The sequence below is a fragment of the Parabacteroides sp. AF48-14 genome (assembly GCF_003477465.1).
Lineage (GTDB): Bacteria > Bacteroidota > Bacteroidia > Bacteroidales > Tannerellaceae > Parabacteroides > Parabacteroides acidifaciens.
Map to the genome: position 1 here is coordinate 36728 of NZ_QUDI01000010.1, position 17384 is coordinate 54111.

At 46.1% G+C, this 17384-nt stretch carries 7 protein-coding genes and 5 pseudogenes; 10 read left to right on the top strand and 2 right to left on the bottom strand.

Annotation, left to right across the window (positions count from 1 at the left end; translation table 11 throughout):
- Nucleotides 1–11: 11 nt before the first annotated feature.
- The 7 genes and pseudogenes from DW083_RS06565 to DW083_RS06595 all read left to right on the top strand — a co-directional run bounded on the left by DW083_RS06565 (nucleotide 12) and on the right by DW083_RS06595 (nucleotide 8603).
- A pseudogene (locus DW083_RS06565) lies at nucleotides 12–1501 on the top strand (RagB/SusD family nutrient uptake outer membrane protein).
- Nucleotides 1502–1766: 265 nt separating this feature from the next.
- Nucleotides 1767–2930, top strand: a complete 1164-nt coding sequence (locus tag DW083_RS06570; RefSeq protein WP_122331857.1) for a site-specific integrase — start codon at nucleotides 1767–1769, stop codon at nucleotides 2928–2930.
- A 290-nt stretch (nucleotides 2931–3220) separates the two neighbouring features.
- Complete coding sequence (locus tag DW083_RS06575) at nucleotides 3221–4495, top strand: replication-associated recombination protein A (protein ID WP_115499104.1); 1275 nt, start codon at nucleotides 3221–3223, stop codon at nucleotides 4493–4495.
- A gap of 83 nt (nucleotides 4496–4578) precedes the next feature.
- Nucleotides 4579–5646: a 3-phosphoserine/phosphohydroxythreonine transaminase gene (gene serC / locus DW083_RS06580; RefSeq protein WP_122331858.1), complete on the top strand. Its 1068-nt coding sequence runs from the start codon at nucleotides 4579–4581 to the stop codon at nucleotides 5644–5646.
- A 2-nt stretch (nucleotides 5647–5648) separates the two neighbouring features.
- Nucleotides 5649–6572 carry an NAD(P)-dependent oxidoreductase gene (locus tag DW083_RS06585; RefSeq protein ID WP_115499102.1) on the top strand — a complete coding sequence of 308 codons (924 nt, stop codon included), beginning with the start codon at nucleotides 5649–5651 and terminating at the stop codon, nucleotides 6570–6572.
- Between the two features lie 17 nt (nucleotides 6573–6589).
- Nucleotides 6590–7836, top strand: a pseudogene (locus tag DW083_RS06590) (DUF1015 domain-containing protein).
- 141 nt (nucleotides 7837–7977) lie between these two features.
- Nucleotides 7978–8603: pseudogene (locus DW083_RS06595) on the top strand (HAD family hydrolase).
- A 13-nt stretch (nucleotides 8604–8616) separates the two neighbouring features.
- Here the strand turns inward: DW083_RS06595 and DW083_RS06600 are convergent.
- Together DW083_RS06600 and DW083_RS06605 are read right to left on the bottom strand one after the other, a co-directional pair.
- Nucleotides 8617–10928 (bottom strand): annotated as a pseudogene (locus DW083_RS06600) (response regulator).
- A gap of 389 nt (nucleotides 10929–11317) precedes the next feature.
- Complete coding sequence (locus DW083_RS06605; protein WP_122331859.1) at nucleotides 11318–13522, bottom strand: sodium-translocating pyrophosphatase; 2205 nt, start codon at nucleotides 13520–13522, stop codon at nucleotides 11318–11320.
- Nucleotides 13523–13702: 180 nt separating this feature from the next.
- Here DW083_RS06605 and DW083_RS06610 point away from each other — a divergent pair, with 180 nt between their 5' ends.
- The 3 genes and pseudogenes from DW083_RS06610 (at nucleotide 13703) to DW083_RS06620 (ending at nucleotide 17363) form a co-directional block, all read left to right on the top strand.
- Nucleotides 13703–14542, top strand: coding sequence for a patatin-like phospholipase family protein (locus DW083_RS06610; protein WP_122331860.1), 840 nt, complete (start codon nucleotides 13703–13705; stop codon nucleotides 14540–14542).
- Nucleotides 14543–14597: 55 nt separating this feature from the next.
- Nucleotides 14598–16288, top strand: a pseudogene (locus tag DW083_RS06615) (alpha-amylase family glycosyl hydrolase).
- A 133-nt stretch (nucleotides 16289–16421) separates the two neighbouring features.
- Entirely contained in the window at nucleotides 16422–17363 is a 942-nt protein-coding gene (locus DW083_RS06620) for a ribose-phosphate pyrophosphokinase (protein ID WP_115501193.1), read from the top strand.
- Nucleotides 17364–17384 lie beyond the last annotated feature (21 nt).

Consider the following 17384-nt stretch of genomic DNA (forward strand, 5'->3'; position numbering starts at 1 on the left):
ATAAGAACAATATGAAAAAGATATATAAATCATTCACATTGGCACTGGCTGTTTTGACATTCACGGCCTGTGGAAACGATTGGCTGGATCGTGAGCCGTCTGACGGTATTGAAAGCTCTCAGGCTATAACAAACTATAGTGATGCTGTTACGGCTTACTTTGGTATGTATGACGCTTGCAGGGAAACTCCACATATAATAGTTACTATGCTGCCCGTATGTTCTATTACGGTGATGTTCGTGGAGACGATATGCAAGCCAGAGATCAGGGTATGCGCTCTTCTTCATGCTACGAAATGAGATATACGGTGGACAACGCTCCTAATATGTGGAACATTCCTTACAACGTTATCCGTCGTGCAAACCGTCTGATCGAAGCGATCGACAATAAGAAGGTAACTGATGCCAGTGAGGAAGAAATCGGCATGATCTATGCAGAAGCAAAAGTCGTTCGTGCCCTTGTACATTTCGACCTTGTCAGAATCTACGGTCTTCCTTATACGGCAGACGAAGGTGCTTCATTGGGTGTTCCGGTAATGTTGCAACCGTTAGAAAGCGATCAGTTGCCGACTCGTAACACTGTTGCTGAAGTATACACGCAGGTCGTTAAGGATATGACGGAAGCAATCGGAAGCGGCTTCATGGAAACAGGGAAAAATAACGGATATATTACGGTATGGACGGCAAAAGCTCTTCTTTCCAGAGTCTATCTGACCATGAACAAAAATAAGGAAGCTTTGGAACTGGCGGAAGATGTAATTAAGAATTCTCCGTACTCTTTATGGAAAAACACTGAATATGTCGATGCCTGGAACAAAGATAATGGTGCTCATACAAATGAGATGTTGTTCGAAATTATCAACGAAAGTTCTGATGACTGGGGCGATCGCGAAGGTATTGCTTACCTGTACAACGAAGATGGCTACGCTGATGCTATTGTTACAAAGACGTTCAGCGATATGCTGGGACAAGATCCGGACGACGTTCGTAACGGCGTTATCTTGCCTGTGCGGTTTGACGAAGATCTGGCCAAGATATACGGAGAAACGAGAGTATTCGTGAATAAGTTTCCGGCAGACAAATCGGGAGATATGCGTCTGAATAACCTGCCCGTCATCCGCTTGTCTGAAGTTTATCTGAATGCAGCAGAAGCAGCAGCCAAGACCGGCGATAACGCAACTGCCGCAAAATATCTGAATGAGATTGTAAAGAGAGCAAATCCGAATGCCGCAACAATTGCAGATGCTGACGCAACTCTGGCCCGTATCATTATCGAACGTCGCAAAGAGTTGGTTGGTGAAGGACAGCGTTTCTTCGATGCAATGAGAAATAACGAAACGATTGTTCGCTATACAAGCGAATCAGACAAAGGCTTCCACTATTCTCTGGACCCTGAATCTCAGAAATTTGACCGTACTTATTACCGTGCAATCCTGCCGATTCCGGTAAGTGAAACTAACGCAAACCCAAATATTGCCAAACAGCAGAATCCGGGTTATTGAGAATTTCTGGTTATGACAGCCCGACAGTAGGGCTGTCGACAGGGCAAAGTTGAAGATTAAATAATATTTAAAAATAGGAAGAAGAGGTGTGCCGATGACACGGTACGCCTCTTTTTTATGCCCTAATGTTAATTTAGTACTACTGTTTTTGACGAATATATATTCTATTGATACACAAAATATAACAAACTTTTAGTTTGTCTCATACGAAAGAAAGAACTTATTATTGTTCCTTCGTGTTCTCATTCAGAAAATAATGTGTATTATGGAAAAAGTTATTTACAATCTGGTGTTCAATCGGAAAAAAAGATTGAATGCGGAAGGAAAAGCTTTGATTCAGGTAGAAGCCTATCTGAACAGGCAAAAAAAGTATTTTTCAACAAAAATCTATGTGAAGCCCACTCAGTGGGATAGCAAGCGGAAAACTGTAAGAAATCATCCTAATATGGATGAACTTAATCAGTACATTAAAGATTATATTTCTTATTTGGAACGGATCGAATTGGACATGATCCAGAGCGGACGCCCGTTTTCTTTGAAATATTTGAGGGAAAGGGGTGATTATGATTCTTCTTCTTTTATTTCTTTTATGAAAAATGAGATTGAACATAGTAATCTCAGGTTGTCAACGTTGAAAAACCATCTCTCGACTTTACAGGTGTTATGCCAGTTTCAGCCGGAGGTGGCTTTTGATGATCTTACATTTAATTTTCTTTGTGACTTCGAGCATTTTCTTCTCGAACACAGCTACCACAGGAATACGATAGCCAAGCATATGAAGCATTTGAAAAGATATGTCAATCTGGCTATAAATAAGGATTTGTTTGATTTGCAGAGATACCCGTTTCGCAAGTATAAGATTAAATATATGGAAAGCAAGCGTGGTCATCTTACTCTGGAGGAGTTGGGATTGTTGGAGAAAGCTGCCTCTAAATTGCAACGAACACTCAGGCGGACACTCGATATGTTTCTGTTTAGTTGTTACACCGGGCTTCGTTTTTCCGATATCGTGAATATCACACCGGATAATTTTCATTTGATCGATGACAAATTATGGTTGGTTTATTCTTCTGTAAAAACAGACGTGAATGTCCGTTTGCCTTTATTCTTATTGTTTGACGGAAAGGCGCTTGCCATTTATGAACGCTACCGCAGGCGTTATTCCAAGACTCTGTTTGGCGTATCCGCTTCGGCTAACTCGAATGTGAATAAGCAATTGAAGCGTATCTGCCGATTGGCGGAAGTAGATAAAAACCTGTCTTTTCATATGGCGCGTCATACAAATGCGACCTTGTTATTGTATAATGGGGCGAATATCACGACGGTTCAGAAGCTGTTGGGACATAAAAGTGTAAGGACGACGGAGATTTATAGCGATATTATGGATATGACTGTAATCCGTGATCTGGAAAATATCAGTCTGAAGTAGCCTGTTCCCGTGCTTGAAGCGGGGTTGCATTAAGCTTGGCCGCATAATCACGAACTTGGATAAGGCTTGCTTTTTTGCTGTCTCACGTCAAGTGCGGGAACAAGGCGTTTTTAGCCTGAAATGGATCTTGTTTTTGACAAATTGATAGTATTTTGTGCTCGCGCACGTGGTGTGTTGCTGTGTGTGCTTACTTTTTATCATATTTTTCTGCTGTCAAACATCAAAATTATCTTGAATTTTTACGGCGTTTATACTTTGAAAAGTAAATAAAATATACGACTTTTGCCAACATGATGAGTCAACCGTTAGCAGAGAGGTTACGTCCGAAAACGTTGGACGATTATATTGGACAGAAACACCTGGTGGGTCCGGGGGCTGTTCTAAGAAAGATGATTGATGCGGGACGTGTCCCTTCTTTTATATTGTGGGGACCTCCGGGTGTTGGAAAGACAACGCTGGCGCAGATTATTTCAAATAAGCTGGAAGCACCGTTCTATACATTGAGCGCAATCAGTTCAGGCGTGAAGGATGTGCGTGAAGTGATAGAAAAAGCAAAGAGTAATCGTTTTTTCAATACCGTTTCACCGATCCTGTTTATAGATGAAATACATCGTTTCAGCAAGTCGCAGCAGGATTCCCTGCTGAATGCGGTAGAGACAGGGGTGGTCACATTGATCGGAGCTACAACGGAGAATCCTTCATTCGAGGTGATCCGTCCGCTGCTTTCACGTTGCCAGGTATATGTGTTGAAATCCTTGGAAAAGGACGATTTGCTGACTCTGTTAAATAAGGCGGTTACGGAGGATGTGGTACTGAAGGATATGAACATCGTGCTGACTGAAACGGACGCCGTGTTGCGCTATTCCGGAGGTGACGCCCGGAAATTGCTGAATATCCTGGAGCTTGTAGTAGCTGCGGAAGAAGGTAATGAAAAGATTGAAATAACGGATGAGAAGGTGGTGGAACGCTTGCAGGAGAATCCGGCGGCGTACGATAAAGGAGGAGAGATGCATTATGACATTATATCCGCTTTCATCAAATCCATCAGGGGAAGTGATCCGGATGCGGCTGTTTACTGGCTGGCACGTATGGTGGCCGGTGGGGAAGATCCGGAATTTATAGCCCGTCGTCTGGTTATTTCAGCATCGGAAGATATCGGATTAGCGAATCCGAATGCTCTATTGTTGGCAAATGCTTGTTTTGAAGCCTTAAAGAAAATCGGCTGGCCCGAAGGACGGATTATTTTAGCGGAAACGACCGTCTATCTGGCATGCAGCCCTAAAAGTAATTCGGCTTATATGGCGATCAATGACGCGTTGGAACTGGTGAATCGCACGGGAAACCTTCCCGTTCCCCTTCATTTGCGTAATGCGCCGACTAAACTGATGGCTGAATTGAATTACGGGAAAGACTACAAATATGCACATGATTATGAAAATCATTTTGTCAAGCAGGAGTTCCTTCCAAAAGAGATTTTGAACGAACGGCTGTGGAAAGGACAGGAAAATCCGGCCGAACACAAACTGATCGAACAGATGAGACGTTTGTGGGGTGATCGGTACTAAGGTTTTCAATTTAATTTGTACATTAGCCGTCTGTTTTTGGGAAATTAGTTACTTGAATTATATAACATTAAAAAGACATTGGTATGAAGAAGCACAATTTTTATGCAGGTCCCTCTATCTTGAGCGAGTTTACAATTAAAAATACGGCTGCAGCTGTAGAGAACTTTGCGGGTATGGATTTATCCCTTCTTGAAATCTCCCACAGAAGTAAAGAATTTGTTGCCGTAAATGACGAAGCGCGTGCATTAATCAAAGAGTTACTGGATGTTCCTGCCGGCTACGAAGTAGTCTTTTTGGGCGGTGGCGCCAGTCTGCAGTTCTGTATGGTGCCTTACAACCTTTTAAAGAAGAAAGCTTCTTACATTGATACCGGAACGTGGGCATCCAATGCGATCAAGGAAGCAAAGTTGTTCGGCGAAGTGGACGTAGTTGCCTCCTCAAAAGATGCAAACTATACGTATATTCCTAAAGATTATACGATTGCAGAAGATTCCGATTATTTCCATTATACATCCAATAATACCATTTACGGTACGGAAACACGTAAGGATCCGGACGTAAAGGTTCCATTGGTATGTGATATGTCGTCTGATATTTTCTCCCGTCCGATCGATGTCTCCAAGTATGACATTATTTATGCCGGTGCACAGAAGAATCTGGCTCCTGCCGGTGTAACGCTGGTGATCGTACGTCAGGATGCTTTGGGACATGTGGATCGTCCGATACCGACTATGCTGAATTACAACACGCATATTAAAAAGGATTCCATGTTCAACACTCCTCCCGTATTGCCTATCTACGCTGCTTTGCAGACATTGAAATGGTATAAGGAACAGGGCGGTATCGCTGCTATGGAAAAGAAAGATATGGAAAATGCAGCTATCCTGTATGACGAAATCGACCGTAATAAATTGTTCAAAGGTACGGTAGCCGTAGAAGACCGTTCCATCATGAACGTATGCTTCATCATGAACGACGAATACAAGGAACTGGAAGACGAATTCAGTAAGTTTGCAACTGCCGCCGGTATGGTCGGAATCAAGGGACACCGTTCTGTAGGCGGTTTCCGCGCTTCTTTGTATAACGCAATGCCGAAGAGCAGCGTTGAGGCTTTGATCGCATGTATGAAAGAATTTGAAAGAAAGCATTAATTATGGCAAAGATATTAGTAGCAACAGATAAACCTTTCGCAGCAGTAGCTGTGAAAGGTATCCGCGAAGTCGTGGAAGGTGCAGGTGACGAACTGATCCTGTTGGAGAAATACGGTGAAAAAGCAAAACTGCTGGAAGCTGTTAAAGATGTGGATGCCATCATTATCCGTAGTGATATTATCGATGCCGAAGTCTTGGACGCAGCAAAACAGTTGAAGATCGTGGTACGTGCCGGAGCCGGTTATGACAACGTGGACTTGGCTGCCGCAACAGCCCACAATGTTTGCGTGATGAATACACCAGGACAGAACTCGAATGCCGTAGCCGAATTGGCTTTCGGTATGATGGTAATGGCTGTCCGTAACTTCTATAACGGTACTTCCGGAACAGAATTGAAAGGAAAGAAATTAGGTATCCATGCGTATGGTAATGTAGGTCGCAATGTGGCTCGCATTGCGAAAGGTTTCGGTATGGAAATCTATGCTTTCGACGCTTTCTGTCCGGCATCTGCTATCGAAGCGGATGGAGTGAAGCCGGTTGCTTCCCAAGAGGAGCTTTATGCAACTTGTGATGTTGTCTCTTTGCATATCCCGGCAACAGCCGAGACAAAGAATTCCATCAATTATGCTCTGGTCGGCAAGATGCCGAAAGGCGGTTTATTAGTGAATACGGCCCGTAAGGAGGTGATCAACGAAGCTGAGTTGATCAAGCTGATGGAAGAACGTACAGACCTGAAATATATGACCGATATTATGCCGGCAGCCAACGAAGAGTTTGCCGCCAAGTTTGCCGGTCGCTATTTCTCCACTCCAAAGAAGATGGGTGCACAGACTGCCGAAGCCAATATCAATGCCGGTATTGCTGCCGCTAAGCAGATCGAAGGTTTCTTGAAAGAAGGATGTGAAAAGTTCCGCGTTAACAAGTAAAAGAAAGGAATCATACCATGGCACGAATCAAACCTTTTAAGGGTATCCGCCCTCCGAAAGATTTAATTGAACAGGTTGCATCCCGTCCTTATGATGTGTTGAACTCGGCAGAAGCACGTGAAGAAGCGAAAGGAAATGAGAAATCGCTCTATCATATCATCAAACCGGAAATAGATTTTCCGGTCGGAACGGATGAACATGATCCTGCCGTCTATCTGAAAGCCGCTGCAAATTTCAGCATGTTCCAGGAAAAAGGCTGGCTGGTTCAGGATAAGAAGGAGTGTTACTATGTATATGCCCAGACAATGAACGGTAAAACGCAATACGGTCTGGTTGTCGGCGCTTATGTGCCCGATTATATGAATGGCATTATTAAGAAACACGAACTGACGCGTCGCGACAAGGAGGAAGACCGCATGAAGCATGTCCGTGTGAACAATGCCAACATCGAACCGGTGTTCTTTGCTTATCCCGATAATGCCGAACTGGACAGGATTGTTGCTAAATATACATCCCGCGCTCCGGAATATGATTTCGTGGCAAAAGATGATGGTTTCGGACATACGTTCTGGATTATTGACGATGATGCCGATATCGCCCGCATTACAGAACTGTTCGGTGAGATGCCTTCCTTGTATATTGCCGATGGCCACCATCGTTCTGCCGCCGCCGCTCTGGTCGGTGCTGAAAAAGCAAAACAGAACCCGGCTCATAAGGGAGACGAAGAGTATAACTATTTTATGGCTGTCTGCTTCCCGGCAAACCAGTTGACCATTATCGACTATAATCGGGTGGTAAAAGACCTGAACGGCTTGTCGGAAGAAGAGTTCCTGGCTAAGTTGGGTAAGAACTTCATTGTGGAAGAGAAAGGCACGGATATTTATAAACCTGCTGCTTTGCATAACTTCTCGCTCTATTTGGGTGGAAAATGGTATTCGCTGACCGCTAAGCAGGGCACGTATAACGACAGTGATCCGATCGGAGTACTGGATGTAACGATCTCTTCCAATCTGATCCTGGATGAAATCTTAGGCATAAAAGACCTTCGTTCGGACAAGCGTATCGACTTCGTCGGTGGTATCCGCGGTCTGGGAGATTGAAACACCGTGTGGACAGTGGCGAGATGAAGGTGGCTTTGGCCCTTTATCCCGTTACGATGAAACAGTTGATGGATATTGCCGATACCGGTAATATCATGCCTCCTAAGACGACCTGGTTCGAACCTAAACTGCGTTCAGGTTTGGTTATCCACAATTTAGAATAAACAGGGTTCGGCTTACTGGTCTGTCTGGACCTTGTGAACGAACAAATTATACCGAGGCTGTATGCGACTCTTTGCATACAGCCTTTTTTATTTGCTCATCCGGAGGCTTTTGTGTAAGTTTGTGGAAATAAGAGGATGAATATGGGAACAATAAAAAATATAGTATTCGATTTGGGAGGCGTCTTGATCAACCTGGACCATAGCCAGGCTGTACAGCGCTTTAAGGAGATAGGAGTGGAGGATGCCGAACAATTGCTCGATCCTTATGAGCAAAAAGGTATTTTCCTGGAAGTGGAGAACGGAACGATCGATGCCGATGAGTTCTGCCGGAAACTTCGTGAACATACGGGAAAAGACCTTACCTATGAAGATATCAGGCATGGCTGGCTGGGGTTTATTGCCGATACGCCTCAGTATAAGCTTGATTATCTGTTGGCGCTCCGTGAGCGTTACAATGTCTATCTGTTGAGCAATACCAACCCTATTATCCAGGAAGGATGGGCACGGACAACCGGATTTACTCCCGCAGGCCGTCCGATCGGAGACTATTTTGACCGGATGTACACGTCATATGAAGTAGGGGTGACAAAACCCGACCGGAGAATCTTTGATATATGATCAAAGATTGCGGCCTCATCCCGTCGGAAACACTTTTTGTGGATGATGGTAAAAGTAATATTGAAGTAGGACGCTCACTCGGCTTTGCCACCTACCAACCCCGGAATGGGGAAGATTGGCGGGCGGCTGTCGATGCGCTGTTGAAATAACAGCTGGTCCGCATTAGCGAAACCATCTTCCCATGATGCTGTAGAGTCTTTCTATATCTATCGGTTTGGGGATATGTTCGTTCATGCCGGCTTCCAGGCTAAGCCGTACGTCTTCGGCAAAAGCGTTGGCAGACATGGCTATGATTGGTAAATTCCTTATATCCTTACGGTCGAGATGGCGGATTTGTTTCGTCGCCTCGAGTCCGTCCATGACAGGCATTTGTATATCCATGATGATGAAATCGTAATATCCTTCCGGGGAAGCGGCGACTTTGTCTACGGCTTCCTGGCCGTCGCAGGCTGTTTCGACTTCAGCATGGGTTTCCTTCAGCAATTCATAGGCGATCTCACGATTCAGTTCGTTGTCTTCCACTACCAATATCCGTTTACCGGGGAAAGAGGTGATGACAGAAGGGATAATAATCGTGGTCTCCTGTTCATCTTTCTTGTTCGTCGCAAACTTTTTCATCAGGTGGAACAGTTTGGATTTCATGATAGGTTTGCTGATGAAACCGTTGACCCCAGCCTTCAACGCTTCGATTTCGTAGCCGGAGTAATCGTAGGCCGATATGATAATGATGGGGACATCCGGTCCCACATATTCCCGTATTTTACAAGCCGTTTCAATACCGTTCATGCCGGGCATCATCAAATCTATGATAATAGCAAAATAGCTGTTCCCGTCAATGATCTTCTGTACGGCATCCTGTCCGGAAAGAACCCATTCCGGTTTCATTCCCAGCTCAGACAGATTTTCACAGGCTATCTCGCAGGAGATATCGTCGTCATCCACGACTAATACAGGCAAGTCGACCAATATGTCGTTAGTGTATTCATCTGCGCCTCCCAGTTTGATGTGAATATCCATGGTAAACGTGGAGCCTTTTCCATATTCGCTTTCCACATGGATATCTCCGTTCATCATCTGGCGATATGCCGGCTGATGGCCATGCCGAGGCCTGTACCTTGGATATTCCGGGTAGCTGTGTCGTTCGAGCGTTCGAATGGTTCGAATACTTTTTCCAGGAAATCGGGTTTCATACCTATGCCGTTATCCGAGACTGCTATTTCGAATTGTCCATAACCGTTATAGACGGAAGGTTTCTCTTTTACCGATAGTTGTATTTGCCCGCCTTCCGGGGTATATTTGATTGCGTTGGTCAACATGTTCAGTAAAGCCTGCTGTATGCGCTGTACGTCGCCTATCAGGCATTCATGCTTTACCTTGGTAACATGTATGAGTAATTTTTGATTCTTTTCCTCAAAGGCTTGCTGTACCATTATGAACAAGCTGTCCAGCAGTTCGTCGAGTTTGAATGACTCCTCCGTCAACATGATCTTGCCGCTTTCTAACTTCGACATGTCCAGGACTTCGTTAATCAGATTCAACAGAAGTTTGGAGGATATGGTTATTTTTTTCAAACAGTCGGCTATGCGGTTCTGGTCATCCATGTGCAGGCTGGCTATTGCCGTCATACCCACAATGGCATTAATGGGTGTGCGTACGTCGTGACTCATTCGTGACAGGAAATCGGATTTGGCACGATTGGCAGCCGTTGCGCTTTCCAAGGCTTCCTGCAGCAGTTGCTTCTGCTTTCTTTCTTCCTTGATTTCCGTTATGTCGGTCCGGGTCATCAGCCAGATGTTCTTTTCCTTGTCGAAATAGCTGAACCGCATTTTCTTTTCCCGGTTCACGCCGTTTTCTATCATGGTGCCGTAGACTGTGTATTCGCCGTATTGCCGTAGTATCGGATCCACATGGGCTATGCTTAGCTTTCGGGTCATTTCCTCACACAATTCCGGTGCCATATACTGGCGGTTGTATTCGGCTACCACACCGTCGTAATCGCTGCTGGCGATGGGAGGAGGGCTGTCGCTTCCCGAACCGGAAGTGTACATGACATAGTTGTTTTTCGAAGCTTCGATATAAATTACATAATCGTATTCCGATTGTACGGCTGTTTCAATGATTTGTGATTTTCTGAAATCGTTGACATTGCGACTGAGCAGGACAACCCTGTCCGGCACGCCTTCTTTGTCGACAAGGATATCGATAAAGGCTTCGCGCCATTCGAAACCGAAAAGCTCATTGCAGAAACGCATATCGAATGTCTTATGGAAGCATCCTTCTGTTATCATTTGATGAAAAGCATCCAGTGAAACCGTTTCGTCCCATAGGTTACGGTCTGGTGGATAGACGTCTTTTCTCAGTATGTTGATAAGGCTGGTGTAATCCTGTCTGGTGTTTTCCAGTTCAGGGTGCATGCAATCTTTCTGTGTTTCGACACTTCCGTCTTCCAGATAGATGGTCCGGATAGTGTTCATAAGATATTGGTGGTTTGCCAATGGGTTTGCACCGGCTTTTTTATCCTTGCTGTTTACTTGTCTCATTCTCCTTTGTGTTTCCTCAATTTATCTGTAATCAAAAACGTTACAAAGATAAATAAAAAATATGTGCGGTAGTGTAAAAGGCTTTATTATTCAATCGCATTAGCCGTCTTTCGATATATTCACCGTCCTTATAAGTTGCGACCTGTTTGATAGATAGTCCGTATCTAAGAATATTTGAATCAAAAGAGCAGGCTTCGTAGGGGCAGTTCGCGAACTGCCCGGGTAGCGACGATGGATATATTTGTTGACATGGAGGGCGGTTCGCGAACCGCCCCTACGAGGTCTGTTTGTTTCAGTTCTGTCAAATAATGCGCTTTCCCAATTTAGAAAAGGCTCCATGCTACTGTCAGCCCTGCCATGACGATGGCGACCATGCTCATCAATTTGATCAGGATGTTGAGGCTGGGGCCGGAGGTGTCTTTGAACGGGTCGCCGACCGTGTCGCCTACGACAGTTGCGCGGTGGGCGTCGCTGCCTTTACCGCCGTGGTTGCCTTCTTCTACGTGTTTCTTGGCATTGTCCCAGGCGCCGCCGGCATTTGCCATAAAGATAGCTAACACGAAACCTGTACTCAAGCCGCCGATCAACAGCCCTACCACTCCGGTAACGCCGAAAATCAGTCCTGTAATGATCGGAGCAATAATAGCCAACAGGGAAGGAACAACCATCTCTTTTTGTGCGCCTTTGGTTGAAATGGCAACGCAGCGGGCATAGTCCGGCTCTGCTTTCCCGGTCAGTATTCCCGGTATTTCGCAGAACTGGCGGCGTACTTCTTCCACCATATGCCCGGCGGCACGTCCGACTGCGTTCATCGTGAGCCCGCAGAACATGAATGCCATCATGGAACCTAAGAACATACCGGCCAGCACTTTCGGGTTCATCAGTGTGACATCGTAATAGACCATGAAATCGGAGAAAGAGGCTTTCGATACTTCGATAGCCCTGCCGTCTGCAAATTGCAGGACCGTTTCACCTAACCGGAGTAATCCTATTTTTATCTCTTCCACGTAGGATGCCAGCAAGGCCAGACCCGTTAAGGCTGCCGAGCCGATCGCGAATCCTTTGCCTGTTGCGGCGGTAGTGTTGCCCAACGAGTCGAGCGCATCCGTACGTTTGCGCACTTCTTTACCCAGGCCGGACATTTCCGCATTGCCTCCGGCATTGTCGGCGATAGGTCCGTAAGCGTCCGTAGCCAATGTGATTCCTAATGTCGAAAGCATACCTACAGCTGCGATACCGATGCCATACAGCCCCATGCCGATATTGTTGAAGTCGAATCCGGATGCGAAGAGGAAAGAACAGATAATACCTACAACTACGGCCAAAACCGGGATTGCTGTAGATAACATACCCAGTCCGAGCCCGGAGATGATAACGGTTGCCGGTCCGGTCAGTCCGGCTTCGGATACCCGTTGGGTAGGTTTATAAGATTGGGATGTATAGTATTCGGTCGATTGCCCGATCACGATGCCGACCAGTAGCCCGACGATAACCGAACAACTGATCCAGAACCAATTATCCAACCCTAACAGATAAAGAATCGCGAAAGTCGAAATGGCTATTAATACGGAGCTGAGGTTCGTGCCGATCGCCAATGCTTTCAACAGCTGACGGATGCTTGCGTTCTCATTCGTGCGGACGGCAAAGATTCCGATGATCGACAGTACGATCCCTACCGCTGCAATCAGCATCGGTGCCACGACCGCTTTGTATTGCATCTCCACATTCCCGGAAGCCACAAAAGCCGCAGCCCCCAAGGCGGCGGTAGCCAGGATGGAACCGCAATAGGATTCATAGAGGTCGGCGCCCATACCGGCTACGTCTCCCACATTATCCCCCACGTTGTCGGCAATAGTCGCCGGGTTGCGCGGGTCATCTTCCGGGATGCCGGCTTCCACTTTCCCGACCAGGTCGGCGCCTACATCGGCCGCTTTCGTATAGATACCGCCTCCGACGCGGGCAAAGAGCGCCTGTGTGGAAGCGCCCATCCCGAAGGTCAGCATGGTGGTTGTTATGATTGTCAGTTTATGCGTGGCATCCATCGCGTCTGCCGGAATACATATATTTAACAGTATATACCAGAACGAAATATCCAGCAGGCCGAGCCCTACGACTACCAATCCCATTACGGCACCACTACGGAAAGCGACTTGCAGACCGCTGTTCAACGAAGAACGGGCGGCATTAGCGGTACGGGCGGAAGCATAAGTCGCTGTCTTCATCCCCAAGAATCCGGCCAATCCGGAAAAGAAACCTCCGGTAAGGAAAGCAATCGGCACCCATTCATTCTGTACCCCGAATCCATACGCCATGATGGCGAATAAAACCACCAGGGCGAGAAATACCGAAGCGACAACCTTGTATTGCTGTTTCAGGTATGACATAGCCCCTTTGCGGACATGCTGGGCTATCTTTGCCATTAACTCGGTCCCTTCACTCTCTTTCATCATCTGCCTGAAAAAAAAGCAGGCAAATACCAGAGCAAGTATAGATGCTACCGGTATGATCCAAAAAATAGGTGTAATCATAGCAATGAGATTTAAATTTAATATGGTTTTAATCGTTTTGACACTTAGAGCCTTACGGTACTTTATTGTCCTCCCGTAAATATAACGAAAATAAAGAAGCGGAGAAACTTTTTCGGAAATAATAATGTTTCATTCTAAAAAAAACAGCATATTTGTCACAGAATAAGAATTAAAACGCAAATGACGGAAGAAACGAACCATAAGACCTATAAACTTGGCTTGGCTCTGAGTGGCGGAGGAGCGAAAGGTTTTGCCCACATCGGAGTTTTTAAATTGCTGGAGGAGTGCGGTCTGGAGCCGGATATCATTGTCGGGACAAGTGTCGGTTCGTTGATGGGGGCTTTATTCGCCGACGGCTATACGGCCGACGAGATAAAAGAACTGTTTACCGGCCGCGAGTTTTCGGAATTCGCCCAGTTGCAGATCCCGAAATCGGGACTGTTCGACAGCAAACGGTTCCGCCATTTCCTCCGGCGTCATTTGAGGGCTAAAACGTTTGAAGAACTGAAAACCCCTTTGGTTGTCATGGCTACCGATCTCGATAACGGGGAGAGCCATGAGTTCCGTAGCGGTCCCATCGTCGAGGCGGTGACGGCTTCTTGTAGTATTCCGATTATCTTCAGCCCGGTTGTGATAAACGGAGTGCATTATGTAGACGGAGGTCTTTTCCATAATTTCCCGGTTTCCATCATACGTGAGGAATGTGAGCGTATCATCGGCGTGAACGTCAGTCCGCTGATACCGCAAAAATATAAGCAGACGCTCTATCACATTGCCGAGCGTTCTTATCATTATATGTTCCGGGCCAATACACTGGAAGACCGTGAAATGTGTGATGTATTGATTGAAGCCGAAGAATTCGGCATGTATAAAACGTTTGACCTCGAGAATGTGGAACAGATCGCCAATATCGGATATGCGGCGGCTGTCCGGGCTTTCGAGATCGTGATAAAAGAAAATAAGTATGAAACCTTGGTAAACGCAATTATGGCGAGACGAAACAATGCCTTAATGCCGTAGTCGTTCCGGAACGTTCCTGTGTTTACCAAATTAAACTAAGTAGACAAATAGCGCAATGAAACAGACGAATAAGATAGTCATATATCAGGTCTTTCCACGTTGGTTTGGAAATCTGAAATCATCCTTGGTGAAGAACGGCAGTAAAGCCGAAAACGGAGTTGGAAAATTTTCAGACTTTACGCCTCTTGCTTTATCTAAAATAAAAGAATTGGGCACTACCCATGTGTGGTACACCGGAGTTATCGAACATGCGACGAAAACCGATTATACGGCTTATCAGATACAGAGAGACCATTCGGCTGTCGTTAAAGGAAATGCCGGTTCGCCTTATGCAATCAAAGACTATTACGATGTCGATCCCGACCTGGCAGGCCAGGTGCCTGACCGGATGGGGGAATTTGAGGCATTGGTCAAGAGGACGCATGATGCCGGCCTGAAGGTGATACTCGACTTTGTACCCAACCACGTAGCCCGCCAATATCATTCGGATGCTAAGATGGCGTATGTGGAAGATCTGGGACAGAAAGACAATACCTCGAAAGCGTTCGATCCGAACAATAACTTTTACTATGTACCGGGGCAGACTCTCTCGTTGCCGTTCGGAGCACAGCAGGAAGATTTCGAATACAGTGAATTTCCCGCCAAGGTGACAGGCAACGACCGTTTTGATGCTTGTCCGGGACGGAATGACTGGTATGAGACGGTCAAGTTGAATTATGGCATAGATTACCTGAACGGCCGTACTCCGCATTTTGATCCGGTACCCAACACCTGGGTGAAGATGCTCGATATCCTGTTGTTCTGGGCAGGAAAAGGTGTGGACGGTTTCCGTTGCGATATGGCGGAAATGGTCCCGGTGGAGTTCTGGAACTGGGTGATCCCGAAGGTGAAGCAAGCGCATGACGTCTGCTTTATCGCTGAAGTCTACAATCCGGCAGAATACCGTAATTATATCCAGAACGGGCATTTCGATTACCTCTATGACAAGGTCGGGCTTTATGATACGGTACGGGCCGTCATGTGTAACCAGGCTCCGGCAAGTAATATTTCCACTTGCTGGAAGTCGCTTGAAGGAATCCAGCAGAATATGCTGAATTTCCTCGAAAACCATGACGAACAGCGTGTCGCCTCTTATTTCTTCGCCGGCGATCCGCGTCCGGGTATCCCGGGAATGATCGTGTCGGCCATGATGAATACCAACCTGTGATGATCTATAGCGGGCAGGAATTGGGAGAGCCGGGTATGGATGACGAAGGGTTCAGCGGGCGTGACGGACGGACGACAATCTTTGATTACTGGAGTGTCGCCAGCCTGCGTAACTGGATCAATGAAGGCGCTTTCGACGGAGGAAAGCTGACTGCCGAGCAACGCCAATTGCGTGAAGCGTATGCCAAGATTTTAAATATTGCCAAATCGGAGCCGGCCATAACGGAAGGCGTTTTCTACGACCTGATGTATGCAAACCTGAGCAATCCGTATTTTAACCCGCATCGCCAGTTTGTTTTTATGCGTAAGTATAAGAATGAAGTCCTGTTGGTAGTCGTTAATTTCGACAAGGCGGAGCAGACGGTGCGCGTCCAGATTCCGAACGGGGCTTTTAAGGCTCTTGATTTCGAAGACAACAAGGCGGCAGTCCTGACCGATTTGATGACGGGAGAAAGCACTGTCAGTACGCTGACGGCAGCCTGGCCTTACCAGGTGGTCTTGCCGGCCTATTCAGGTCGTTTACTGAAATTTACATATTGAATTGATAATGGATAATTGACAATTGATAATTACTTTTTTGATAATTGTCAATTGTCCATTGTTCATTGTCAATTGTTTTGTACCTTTGCACCCACAATTCAAATCTATTTACTTAAGATAAATATTCGGAATAATGAGTGCACAAACTCCTTTCTTGGTGTTTTCGGGAACCAACTCCCGGTATCTTGCAGAGAAAATTTGCAAAAGTCTTGGTTGTCCACTGGGGCAGATGAACATTCAACATTTTGCCGATGGAGAGTTCTCCGTTTCTTACGAAGAGTCTATTCGTGGCCGCGATGTTTTCCTGGTACAATCAACGTTCCCTAACTCGGATAATCTGATGGAGCTTCTCCTGATGATTGATGCGGCTAAACGTGCTTCTGCACATTCTATCATCGCAGTAATTCCTTATTTCGGTTGGGCCCGTCAGGACAGAAAGGACAAACCGCGTGTATCTATCGGTGCGAAGCTGATTGCCGATATGTTGAGTACGGCCGGTATCAACCGTTTGATCACAATGGACTTGCATGCTGACCAGATTCAGGGATTCTTCAATGTCCCGGTGGATCACCTGTATGCATCTTCAGTATTCCTGGATTATATTAAGACATCTTTGCCGATGGATAACCTGTGTATCGCTACACCGGATGTCGGCGGTACGAAACGTGCCAGCAGCTACTCCAAGTATCTTGGTTTGCCGATGGTTATCTGCCACAAATCCCGTTTGCGCGCCAACGAAGTTGCAGAAATGCGTATCATCGGTGAAGTGGAAGGATTGGACGTTCTTTTGATTGATGACATGGTGGACACTGCCGGTACGATTACGAAAGCAGCGAACCTGATGATGGAAAACGGAGCTAAATCCGTACGCGCTATCGCCAGCCACGCTGTTATGTCTGACCCGGCTTCCACACGTGTAGACGAATCAGCTTTGACTGAAATGATCTTTACCGATTCTATTCCTTATGCAAAGAAGTGCGAAAAGGTAAAAGTCCTTTCAATAGCCGATATGTTTGCCGAAGCGATCCGTCGCGTATGCAGCGGTGAGTCTATCAGCTCTTTGTATGCTATTTAATTAGTTTCAATATTATAAAAA